This window comes from Pedobacter yonginensis (assembly GCF_003173595.1).
In the GTDB taxonomy this organism is placed as follows: domain Bacteria; phylum Bacteroidota; class Bacteroidia; order Sphingobacteriales; family Sphingobacteriaceae; genus Pedobacter; species Pedobacter yonginense.
In genome coordinates this window covers 1033546-1045335 of record NZ_QGNZ01000002.1, presented here as the reverse complement: position 1 = coordinate 1045335, position 11790 = coordinate 1033546, and the positions used below count along the sequence as shown (strand labels likewise).

The following is an 11790-nucleotide window of genomic DNA, read 5'->3' as shown; positions in this document are numbered from 1 at the left end:
AATAAACAGATGGCAAAAAAAGATTGTAGCATACCCGTATGTTTTAACAAAGATAGAGCCAATTAAATTACCTGATTGTTAAGTAGTTGTTAAACTTTTGCATCAACAGCTAAAAGATGTTAAAAATCGATAATAAGTACTTTTCTATAGGATATTAAATAAAAAAGCTCGGGTTAAGTATAACCCGAGCGCTTAAAGATTTATGTGTTTAGCATTAGGCTTTAACGGCCTTTTTTTTCTTCTTATTTTCTGAGTAGAACCCAAATCCTAAACCTGCTAAAAGCAAAATTGATCCTGCTAATGAAATTTTCTCGCCCGCATAGTAAGAGGTTGGGTGGAAAATGAATTCTAATTTATGGTTACCCGCTTCTAATTGAGCCGCTCGCAAAACGTAATCGGCCCTGAAATATGGCTTCTCTTTCCCATCGATATACATTTTCCAACCTTTATTATAGTAAATTTCAGAAAACACTGCAATGGCATCTTTAGCAGTAGAGTATTCATACGTTAAATGATCTGGAGTGTAAGTAGTTAATTTAATAAAACCTTCTACACCTGTTCCTAAACGTTTGGTATCGATTAAATTTTTATAGCTTTCATCAACAATGGCTTCCTTTTTAGCATCAAAACTGCTGATTGCTTTCATCTCCTCGTCAGCATTTTTTGCGAATTGAACGCTTTGAACAAACCACGCGTTACCACATGCTGTTGAATTGCGCTGCATTTTGTACGATCCACTCTGTTGATCTTGGGTGATGATGTATTTGGTGTTCAACATATCTAAAACATCCTGATTGATGCTTTTAGTTAATTGATTATCAACCAGTTCTTGGAATCTTTTTAATCTTGCCGAATGGAAACCGCCCACTGTTTTATGAAAATAAGAGGTTTCTGCACTTTTAAAAGGATCGCCTAGAGATAAATCGAAAACCCTAAAGTTTGGATCTTTATCTGCAGATATAAAAGTATCTACATCTCTCGGCTGATAATGATTTTCCAGATCTGATTTGTTCACGAAATTTTGATTGCTCAAGTAACGACGATCCACTTGCCACATATCGATTAAAATTACAAATGCCAACAAGCCAAAGGCCAACTGCATACCTAACTTCTTGGTGATTAAACCCCAAGTAATTCCAAAACCCAATGCCAAAAATAATAAGGTGCGTAAGGCGTCTGCACGAGCCAAGGCCACACGATCAGCAATTAAAGCATTATTAATTTGCTCGGCTGCACCTCTATTGTTTTGTAAAGTTTGTGTTAAAGCATCAACAACCTGTGCTTGATTTGAAGTCGTAAAGCTGAAAAATGCAGTCGGAATGATTGCAATAATTAAGGCAAATCCGCCTGTTATTGCGGCCGACCATGTTAAGCGTTGTACCAAATATTTCTGATCATACTTACCGTCTTGTGCTTCTTGGATGGCGAGTATAGCCAAAAAAGGAACCAATAAACCAACAACCGCAAGAATAGATTCTACTGCTCTAAATTTATTATATCCCGGTAGGTAATTAAAGAAAATATCCGAAATATATGGGAAGTTAGATCCGAATGAAAGAAACAACAATAAGATGCTGGTTCCTAAAATCCACCATTTCCAACGATGTTTAACAATAAATAACCCAAAAACAAAAAGTAAACAGATGATGGCACCGAAATAGTAAGGCCCTGAGGTTCCAGGTTTGTCGCCCCAGTATTGTTGCGCACCTAAGTTTTGGGCAAAATAACCAATGGCCTGACGCGGATCTACACCAGCAAGGTTCTTTTCAATTGCCTTGTATGTATTGCTTTCGGGTTTAACTAACTCATCAATACTCGTTGCGCCGCCGTACAAATTCGGAATTAAAAAGGTAAAACTTTCGCCAACACCCTGACTCCATTGGTATGCATAAGCTTTATCTAAACCAGTAGCGGGTTCTGCCTTATCTGTAGTTAAATTAGATTTTCCTCGAATGGTTTCCTTGCCATATTCGTAGGTTGTCCACAATGTGCCTGCATTTACTAAAACGGCTAACACAAGCCCTGCAATTACATATGCAGCTGCTTTACCGAAGGCTTGCAATTGCTTTCCCTTGTAGGCGTGATACAATTCAATACCGCCAAAAATAACCAAGGCAATAAATAAATAATAGGTCATTTGGATATGGTTGGAACGGATCTCCAAAGCCATAAACAAGGCCGTTAAACTGGCCCCAACTAAGTATCTACCTCTTAATGTAAGGATAATTCCCGCCAAAATAGGCGCAAAAAAACCAATTGCAAGTGCCTTATTGCTATGTCCCGCAGCGATAATTATAAAATTGTAGGATGTAAATGCAAATGCTATTGCACCTGCCGCTGCCAGCCAAGGGTTAATTTTAAGCACACAGAATAATAAGTACGCGCCCAAAAGATACAGCAGTACCGTGCCCAATGGGTCAGGAAATACGCCCTTAATGATATCAATGCCGTATGTGGTAATGTTAAGTGGATATTGCACCCAGATTTGATAGGCTGGCATCCCTCCGAACATTTGGTTGGTCCAAAGCGGGCCTTTTTGTCCAGTGGCTTTAATATCCATAATCTCTTTTTGCATGGCCTTAGCCTGCAATACATCACCTTGTTGTGGCGCTTTACCCTGCAAAACAGGACTGAAGTAGGCAAAACAAATGACTACAAAAAATGCGATGATGGCTAAATGAATGCCATTTTTATTAAACCAGTTATTCATTAAGGGTTGTTTAAGTTTAAACGAACGTCAAAAATAAAAAATTGAGCGGTATAAAAAAGGAATAAATTAAATGCTTCGGTAATAAAAAAATAGATTTGACTGAACAATTCTCTATTAAACTGTTTTATTATGAGAATTTTCTAAATGTAACGCTATTTCCGGCAGATCAGGCCCTCCAATTTCCGCTTATGGGCGGGGTGTCGATACACGCGATTTATCTCATATGAGGACCTATTCATAGCGTGATCAGTCATACAAAAACTCAAAATAAATAAACTTTCAATAAGTTTTGAAAGTTTAAGATTATTATTACATTTGTTTATGGAATTAGCGGCAGCAAAACTGAAATTTATTGAGGCTTGGGGAAAATTAGGCTCAGAATGGGGAATTAACAGGACAATGGCTCAGGTACATGCTTTACTTTTAATTTCACCAGATGCCTTGACTACTGAGGAGATTATGGAGAGTTTGAGCATTTCTAGAGGCAATGCAAACATGACACTCCGCGACTTAATTGGCTGGGGGCTGATTGAAAAACAACACAAAGCAGGCGAGCGTAAAGAGTATTTTTTTGCTGACAAAGATGTTTGGAACATTGCCAGACAAGTTGCTAAAGAACGCAAAAAAAGAGAACTTGAGCCGGTGCTTAAAATTTTAAGTGAGCTCTCTACCGTAACAGGCGATGAGAAAGATCCAGAATTTAAAACCTTTAAAAAATCAGTTAACGATATAAACAAATTGGCAATCAATGTTGATAAGACTTTGGAAACCATGCTTAAGGCGGAAGAAAGTTGGTTCTGGAGCTCGGTATTAAAGGTATTTAAATAGTAATTTAAGATTTATAAGTCATCAAAAAAGAAGCAGAAAAGCCATAAAAAAACCCTGAAGAACATTCAGGGCTTAATTTATTTAACTTCCTCGTAATCGACAAAGTCGCCGAGTTTATCTGTTTTACCTTGATCGGGCCTTGGAGGCATATAATCAATTGATATAGAACCTTCTGGTTTTGATCGTTTCTGTTGTTGCTGACCAGTTGCCTGCTGTTGCATTTTACTTGCCAGATTATTGAAAAGCATTGGTAGAATCAAACGAATTAAAAGTCTGAGCAACCAAAGCACCAATATGGAGATGAAAATGAATTTTATTAGTGGCATATTAAATTAGTGTTACTACAAATATAGACGTAGGTAGATTTATTTTGTTACTCTTTTCAGCTTTAATTGCAAATCGATTACAATATTGAACGTAAAACATCCCCTTATAGTTTTAATGAAATGCTATAGTTAGCTTTTTCGAATTTCTTGACTTATAAAGAATGCTTTACGCTGAAGGGCTTATCGTCAATCTTCGATTATTTCAGCAACCCGACCAACCTGACCATCTTCTAGCCTCACCTTTATTCCTCTTGAATGAAATGGGGATGAGGTAAGCAAATCTTTAACTACTCCATAGGTAATATTTCCTGATCGTTGATCTTTTTTCAAGATAATTCCGACTTCTAATCCTGGATAAATGTCTTTTCGATTTTGCCCGTCCATTTTTTGTGCTTTAATGTTCATTTTGAAAGCCTCAAAATTGCCACAATTATTTCAAATACAATCAGAAAATCTTATTTACCAAATTTTTCGCTAAACATTTTTTCTAGGGCAAACATTTCATCACGCAGTTTAGCGGCCTGTAAAAAGTCCATATCTTTGGCTGCCTTCTGCATATCCTTTTTGGTTGTATCAATTGCACGCTGTAATTCTGCTTTACCCATATATTGTACAATCGGATCGGCGGCGATGCTGATTTCTGCATTCTCTACATAAGCCCTTGCTTTATTGTCGCTCGCTTTTTGAGAGAAATCCAATACCGAGGTTTGCTCCAATATCGCCTCGCGAGATTTGCCAACTGTTTTAGGGGTTATGCCATGCTCTAAATTGTAAGCGATTTGAATATCTCTCCTCCTATTGGTTTCAGAAATGGTTTTTTCCATGCTTTCTGTAATTCCATCGGCATACATAATTACCCGACCTCGATCGTTTCGTGCCGCCCGTCCAATGGTTTGAATTAATGACTTTTCTGAGCGTAAAAAGCCTTCCTTATCTGCGTCTAAAATGGCAACCAAGGTAACTTCTGGCAAATCCAAACCTTCACGAAGTAAATTAATACCCACTAATACATCAAATTCGCCTAAACGCAAGCCACGCAGAATTTCCACACGCTCCAAGGTTTTAATCTCTGAGTGGATGTATCTGGTTTTAATGTTCAATCGATCCAAATATTTGGTCAGCTCTTCTGCCATTCTTTTGGTTAGGGTAGTAACTAGAATACGTCCGCCATCTTTTATGGTGATGTCGATTTCATCCAACAAATCATCTACTTGATTAATTGCAGGACGTATTTCGATAACGGGATCTAACAAACCTGTAGGCCGAATAACCTGCTCTACTACAACACCTTCTGATTTTTCTAACTCATATTCTGCGGGCGTAGCACTTACATAAATGGTTTGTGGTGCAAGGGCTTCAAATTCGTTAAAGTTTAACGGTCGGTTGTCTAATGCGGCCGGCAAACGGAAACCATATTCTACCAATGACAATTTTCTCGATCTATCTCCACCATACATGGCTCTAATTTGTGGCACCGTTACGTGGCTTTCATCAATTACCATTAAATAATCTTCAGGAAAGTAATCCAACAAACAGAATGGCCGCATACCCGGACTTCTGCCGTCAAAAAATCTCGAGTAATTTTCAATACCCGAACAATAGCCCAATTCTTTCATCATTTCGATATCAAAATTGGTTCTTTCTTCCAAGCGTTTGGCTTCGAGCAAATGCCGGTCGGCAACTAACTGATTTTTTCTAATCTCCAATTCTTCTTGTATGCCCCAAATGGATTGGTTAAATCTATCTTTCGGGGTAACGAATAAATTGGCCGGATAAATGGCCATATCTTCCAATTTCTCTAATGTTTTACCAGAAACTGGATCTATTGCCGAAAGTTCTTCAATATCATCTCCAAAGAACGAAATCCGATAGGCGTGATCGAGATAGGCGGGGTAAATATCTACCGTATCCCCTTTAACCCTAAAGGTTCCGCGTTTAAATTCGGTTGTGGTTCGGGAATATAAAATCTCTACCAAACTGTGTAAAAAAGCATTTCTAGAAATTCTTAATCCAACGCCAAAGCGAAAAACCATCCGAGAAAAATCTTCTGGGTTTCCCATACCATATATACAGGATATGGAAGAAACTACGATGATGTCTCGCCTGCCACTCATCAAAGAAGAGGTTGTACGCAAACGAAGTTTTTCAATCTCTTCGTTAATGCTTAAATCTTTTTCAATATAGGTGTTACTGGAGGCAATAAAGGCTTCTGGTTGATAATAATCGTAATAGGAAACAAAATAATTGACTGAATTTTCCGGAAAAAAGTTTTTGAACTCTCCATACAGCTGTGCTGCTAGGGTTTTGTTGTGGCTTAATATCAGCGTGGGCTTTTGGGTTTGCTCAATCACATTGGCTACGGTAAAGGTTTTTCCTGAACCCGTAACACCTAATAATGTTTGATAATGTTCGTTGGCATTTACACCATCTACCAATTGTTTTATGGCACTTGGTTGATCTCCTGTTGGCTGATATTCGGATGTGATTTTAAATTTCATTGTCTTAACCAAATATACGATTTTGGCTTCAAAGACTAAACAGAGGAAAGTCAGGAAAGTTGGGTTTAAATTTAAACGACACATTTAATTTTGGGCATTGTGTAGTGAATGCCCAAAGAAATTAGATGGAAAAACGGGCCATGAAACAAAATAACCTAGAAAATCGAATTGTTATCCTTTCGATTTTCTAGGTTAGGGCCCTGTGTACAAGGGATATTGGATCTATTTTGCAATACGCATTTTTCAGAGCGTCAATTCAAATAGAAGGTAGCATTTATTTTCCAGCGGCTTTCTGCATTGGGTTTTGCCCAACAGATTGACCTCTAACTGCGCCACCCGCTTTGTTTTTATACACTCTAAATTTACTTTCTTTGGCTTTACCGCCCCAAGTGTTATTGCTGGTGTCAATATCAGCCGTTTCGCGTAATGGATCAACTAAAATAGATTCTACTTCTTTATCCTTCACATAAAACTTTGATGTTTTTAGTTCGTTATGTCTCCATATTTGAGCCGGAATGCGATCGATTTCTTTCGTTCCATCTTTATAGGTAAACTCTACAATAATCGGCATAACTAAGCCACCCTTATTGCTAAAATCTAATTCGTAGAAGAATTTATTTTGATATTGTTGCTGATCGTTTTCGGCAACTACTTCTAAAGGAATCGAACTTTCAACTTTTGTTGCGGTGGTAGTATCAACAGAAACTAATCCTCTATCGTATTTGTAGTAAAAATCTTGTACTGCTGTGTTTTTATCGGTGTAGAAACCAATTTTCTTGTCTTCACGATTTCTGATTTTGGAAATATCCTGAAAGGCGTTTACTGCTGGTTTATCAATTTTAACCATTCTGGCTCTTGCAGCTGGTAATGTTGTTGGGAAATCTGCTTTGGCAAATTTTACGCTATCCAACGATATATCGCATGGTTCGGTTCCATAAAACCAACCTCTCCAAAACCAATCCAAATCTTCACCACTAGCATCTTCCATCGTGCGGAAAAGGTCGGCTGGTTGTGGATGTCTAAATGCCCATCTTCTCGAGTATTCTTTAAAAGCATAATCAAAAAGTTCTCTGCCCATAATGGTTTCACGCAGAATATTTAATCCTGTGGCAGGCTTAGAATAGGCATTTGGACCGAAACGTGCAATATTTTCAGAGTTGGTCATGATAGGCTCCAATTCATCTTTTGGTAGTTTCATGTAATCAACAATGGTATAAGCTGGCCCTTTTTTACTTGGGAAGGTATTGTCCCAAAGTTCTTCTGTCAAATATTCAACAAAAGAGTTTAGGCCTTCATCCATCCAAGTCCATTGGCGCTCATCGCTGTTTACAATCATAGGAAAAAAATTGTGCCCAACTTCGTGGATAATTACGCCCAACATTCCGTTTTTTGTGCTTTCGCTGTAAGTTCCATCGGCATCGGTGCGGCCGTAATTGAAACAAATCATCGGGTATTCCATTCCGTTTGCGGCTTCAATACTTTGTGCTACGGGGTATGGATATGGAATGGTAAAGTCTGAATAGGTTTTAATGGTGTGCGCAACTGCTCTTGTAGAAAATTTGCTATACAAGTTGTAAGCTTCCTTTCCATAAAAACTCATGCACATAACGGTGTTGTTATTGGCTTGAATTTTTTGAGGCATGGCATCCCAAACAAATTTGCGCGATGATGTCCACGCAAAATCTCGAACATTATTGGCTTGGAAAACCCAAGTTTTTTTGGTTGTTGCTTTTTTGGTTTCAGCCGTTTTAGCTTCAGCCAAAGTTTGAATTTCTACTGGAGCAGCGGCAGTTTTTGCGGTATTGTATCTGCTTAATTGCGTTGGATTTAAAACTGCACTGTAGTTAATACATTCTCCAGTTGATCCAATTAAATGATCGGCAGGTACAGTCATTTGAACTTTGAAATCGCCAAAGGTTAGGGCAAATTCGCCTCTACCTGTAAATTGATGATTTTGCCATCCTTGGAAATCGCTATACACACAAAGACGTGGGTACCATTGCGTCATGGTAAATAAATAATTTCCATCGGCAGGGAAAAATTCGTAACCACCTCTACCGCCAACGCTCATTCTGTCGGTAATTTTGTAATTCCAATCTATATTGAAAATGAATTTCTGCCCTGTTCTTAAAGCCAAAGGCAATTCAATTCTCATCATGGTTTTATTAACCGTGTAAGCGAGTTTTTTACCTGTTGCATCTGTTAATTTTACAACGTTGATGCCATATCCATTATTGGTTTTTGAACTCAATTGATCGATATTTTGCGTGGTTCCCATCATGGGAAGCCTAGTTGCATCTTGATAGTTGGCACTTTTATCGGTACTGTGCTCATTTTCATCGAGCTGTAACCAAATGTATGTTAAAGGATCGGGAGAATTATTAGTATAGGTTACGGTTTCAGAACCTGTTAGCAATAGATTTTTTTCATCCAACTCGCATTTAATATTGTAATCGGCACGTTGTTGCCAATATTTTACGCCTGGAGCACCACTTGCGGTACGTTGCTCATTTGGCGTAGGTAAAATTGTACCCAATTGCTCAAACTTATTTCCGTGGTTGCTGCCCGGGTTATTTTGAATGTTTTGAGCGATAGCCAAGCTGCCTGTAAAAAGCAGAAGGCCGGTTAAAGTAAACAGTTTATTCATGTTTATATTTTGTTAATAGGGAATTCTTTCTAAAGCCATTTTTAAAGCCAGGCTAAACACGGCTGCTGAAACAAATAACACCCAACTTAGGCGTTTGATGTGGGTATAATTAAAAATAAACCAGGTTATGGCCAAAATAATTGCCACGATAAAAACTTGCCCAGCTTCTAAACCTAAATTGAAGCCAAAAAGCCCCCAGCCAATATTTTGGTCTTTTGCCAACATCATTCTAATGGAATTTGCAAAGCCCATACCGTGAATTAAACCAAAGCCCAAGGCTAAATAGTAATTTATTCTAATGGCTTTAAGCGAAAATTCCTTTCTGAATAAGTTGCTCAAAGCGGTTAAGACAATGGTACAAGGGATTAAAAACTCAACCCATTTGCTTTCAAAACGGATAATGTCTAACACACTTAACAGCAAGGTTAAAGAGTGTCCAATGGTAAAAGCAGTAACTAAAATGAGAACTTGTTTAAAATCTTTGTAACTGTAAATGGCAACCAAAGCCAAAATGAACAATTGATGATCTAACGCATCGGCACTAATAATGTGTTCCCAGCCAAGTTTAAAGTAGAATACGAAATCTTGTAATGGCATTATAATAAATTAGCTTTATGCAGTATGCTTTAGTACTTTTGAAAGCTTAAAATTAAAGTTTTAATTGTTAAAAAGGCAAAATTGTTATAAATGCATCTCTTAAATACCAAATTTGTTACCATTTTTCTTGCTTTTGCATTAAGCGGTTTTTTCAAAAGCAGTAAACACCCCTTACATGTGAGCACAACTGAAGTAAACTTCAACGCAAAAGATAAAACCTTAGAAATAAGTGCTAAAATTTTTACTGATGACTTTGAATCCGTTTTGGTTAAGCTTTACAAGCAGAAAACGGATCTTTCAAACCCCTCAATTAAGCAAAAAATGGATGAATTGGTTAAAAAGTATCTAATCAGTCATTTACAGTTGAAGGCCAATGGAAAGCCCGTGGCATTAAATTATATTGGTTTTGAAATCGACCATGAAGCCACCAATATTTACTTGGAAGTAGAGAAAATTCCTGCATTAAAATCAGTAGAAGTGAATGATACAATTTTGTACGATATGTTTGAAGATCAAATGAGTATCGTTCACATTGTAAAAGCTTCTGTAAGAAAAAGCACGAAAATCCTTTACCCCGACAAAAGCTTTACAGCAAACTTTTGATGGGAATGTTTGTATTAAATAAACTGAGGTCGGTTTACGCCCTAAGGGAGAAAGCCTAAAGCAAATTAATAGCCATGGCGGGACAAATTTAAACGATGTTTATAGATGGGCATTACCTTGAATTTATATCCCGGTTTTAGATGGCTTTAAAGATATGTTTAGTTATCCCGGCTTTATTTTAAATATTAAATTGAGGGTTGAAAAAGATTTAATTTCAACATCCCAATAACGGAAAAGAAATGTTGAAGAGGCGATTTTTCGCTGGGAGAAATTGTTTGTGATCTTAGTGATACAGTACCAATTTGTTTAAATAAGTTATGCATTTAATCATCTTTTCTACCTTATTAACGCCTCGGATAAAGTATATCTTCAACTTTATATTTAAGGATATTTTAAAAGCCGAAGTAGAATTTACGGGCAACAGCGAATATTTTTTGCAAAGTGAGCATGTTAAGATTACTTATGGAGACGAGCCATTGGCTGATGAATTGTTTTTCAAAGCTACATCATTACTTCTATCGAATAAGATTGAGGAGTTTAGTTTAAAAACGACTTTGTTTGGAGAATATCAGGTACCATTCCCTGTGAAAGATTCCTTACTTCCTTTCGATGTATTTGCCGCTTCTTTTTTTATTTTGAGCAGATATGAAGAATATCTTCACCAAAAAACATCGAGTGATGATTTCAGTGTCAGCAAAAGCCATCAGCTTAAATGGAAAATTTTAGACCGTCCGATTATTGACGAATGGGCGCTTATTCTAAAAAACATAATCTTAAAGAAACATTCTGGATTTAAGTTTTTCGATAAAAAATTTGTACAGCAACCAACCATAAATTTTACCCTTGTACCCAATGTGCCTGATGGATTTTTATCTAAAACAAAATTTTTTGTCAGCTCGGTTTTTAAAAGAGATAACGTTTATTTAACCTCTAAATTAGATCGACTTACGGGCTTGGGCATAGATAATGCCGCTGTGCTTGCCGAGTTGGAGCAGTTTGCAGGCAACCCAATTTATTTTATCAATTTTCCGAATGTGCCAAACGAATATATCCGTAAGAATGGCATTTCAACCTTGCTCGCCCAAAAAACAGTTGGATTGTTAAGGCCCTGTGTCACCGAAAGTCAAAAGTTTAAAGAAATTAAAGAAGCTATTGCAAAACTTAAGAAAATCCTTCCAAATCAAGTTAATTTAATGAGTCAGCAATTGGAGGTTTTACGTTTCCCGATTTGCTATCTTAATTTATTGAACGCTGGTATTACATCCGATTATTCGATGGGTTACGCAGACACAGCAGGCTTTAGGGCCGGAACCTGCACGCCATTTAATTGGTATGATTTACAACTGGAAAAGGTAACACCCTTAAATGTAAAATCATATTGCATAAGCGATACTGTACTGCAAAACATGCATTTACAAGAGGCAAAAAAGTCGGTCAATGATTATATAAATTCCGTAAAAGTTGTTAATGGCTCTTTTTACAGTAGCTGGCAATTGCGAAGCCTATCCAAGCTTTACAAATACAAAAAATTAAAATCCGTATTTGAAGAAATGCTGAAATCGGGAGGAAATTAGCAGGGAA

General features: G+C 37.3%; 9 protein-coding genes. 3 read left to right on the top strand and 6 right to left on the bottom strand.

All coding sequences use genetic code 11. The annotated features are described in order from the left end of the window. Positions 1–214: 214 nt before the first annotated feature. A complete protein-coding gene (locus DHW03_RS11385; RefSeq protein ID WP_109925905.1) occupies positions 215–2710 on the bottom strand; it encodes a YfhO family protein in 2496 nt (831 codons plus the stop codon). Positions 2711–3031: 321 nt separating this feature from the next. Between DHW03_RS11385 and DHW03_RS11380 the strand changes: the two genes are divergently transcribed. Further along, positions 3032–3538, top strand: coding sequence for a GbsR/MarR family transcriptional regulator (locus tag DHW03_RS11380; RefSeq protein ID WP_109925904.1), 507 nt, complete (start codon positions 3032–3034; stop codon positions 3536–3538). A gap of 77 nt (positions 3539–3615) precedes the next feature. Here DHW03_RS11380 and DHW03_RS11375 read toward each other — a convergent pair whose 3' ends face one another. The 5 genes from DHW03_RS11375 to DHW03_RS11355 all read right to left on the bottom strand — a co-directional run bounded on the left by DHW03_RS11375 (position 3616) and on the right by DHW03_RS11355 (position 9606). Next, entirely contained in the window at positions 3616–3864 is a 249-nt protein-coding gene (locus DHW03_RS11375; RefSeq protein WP_109925903.1) for a DUF4834 family protein, read from the bottom strand. Between the two features lie 186 nt (positions 3865–4050). Then, positions 4051–4248, bottom strand: a complete 198-nt coding sequence (locus DHW03_RS11370; protein WP_109926036.1) for a YwbE family protein — start codon at positions 4246–4248, stop codon at positions 4051–4053. A 71-nt stretch (positions 4249–4319) separates the two neighbouring features. Beyond that, the gene (gene uvrB / locus DHW03_RS11365; protein ID WP_109925902.1) at positions 4320–6362 is read right to left on the bottom strand and encodes an excinuclease ABC subunit UvrB; all 2043 of its coding nucleotides are present in this window, start codon (positions 6360–6362) and stop codon (positions 4320–4322) included. Positions 6363–6636: 274 nt separating this feature from the next. After that, positions 6637–9009, bottom strand: coding sequence for a M1 family metallopeptidase (locus DHW03_RS11360; RefSeq protein ID WP_109925901.1), 2373 nt, complete (start codon positions 9007–9009; stop codon positions 6637–6639). Between the two features lie 12 nt (positions 9010–9021). After that, a complete protein-coding gene (locus DHW03_RS11355; protein ID WP_109925900.1) occupies positions 9022–9606 on the bottom strand; it encodes a HupE/UreJ family protein in 585 nt (194 codons plus the stop codon). A 90-nt stretch (positions 9607–9696) separates the two neighbouring features. Between DHW03_RS11355 and DHW03_RS11350 the strand changes: the two genes are divergently transcribed. Beyond that, complete coding sequence (locus DHW03_RS11350; RefSeq protein ID WP_109925899.1) at positions 9697–10209, top strand: DUF6702 family protein; 513 nt, start codon at positions 9697–9699, stop codon at positions 10207–10209. 317 nt (positions 10210–10526) lie between these two features. Further along, positions 10527–11783, top strand: coding sequence for a DUF7033 domain-containing protein (locus tag DHW03_RS11345; RefSeq protein WP_109925898.1), 1257 nt, complete (start codon positions 10527–10529; stop codon positions 11781–11783). Positions 11784–11790: the final 7 nt, after the last annotated feature.

Coding starts and splice junctions, on each gene's coding strand:
- DHW03_RS11385 (WP_109925905.1), bottom strand. CDS start 2,710: ATGAATAACTGGTTTAATAAAAATGGCATTCATTTAGCCATCATCGCA.
- DHW03_RS11380 (WP_109925904.1), top strand. CDS start 3,032: ATGGAATTAGCGGCAGCAAAACTGAAATTTATTGAGGCTTGGGGAAAA.
- DHW03_RS11375 (WP_109925903.1), bottom strand. CDS start 3,864: ATGCCACTAATAAAATTCATTTTCATCTCCATATTGGTGCTTTGGTTG.
- DHW03_RS11370 (WP_109926036.1), bottom strand. CDS start 4,248: ATGGACGGGCAAAATCGAAAAGACATTTATCCAGGATTAGAAGTCGGA.
- uvrB (WP_109925902.1), bottom strand. CDS start 6,362: ATGAAATTTAAAATCACATCCGAATATCAGCCAACAGGAGATCAACCA.
- DHW03_RS11360 (WP_109925901.1), bottom strand. CDS start 9,009: ATGAATAAACTGTTTACTTTAACCGGCCTTCTGCTTTTTACAGGCAGC.
- DHW03_RS11355 (WP_109925900.1), bottom strand. CDS start 9,606: ATGCCATTACAAGATTTCGTATTCTACTTTAAACTTGGCTGGGAACAC.
- DHW03_RS11350 (WP_109925899.1), top strand. CDS start 9,697: ATGCATCTCTTAAATACCAAATTTGTTACCATTTTTCTTGCTTTTGCA.
- DHW03_RS11345 (WP_109925898.1), top strand. CDS start 10,527: ATGCATTTAATCATCTTTTCTACCTTATTAACGCCTCGGATAAAGTAT.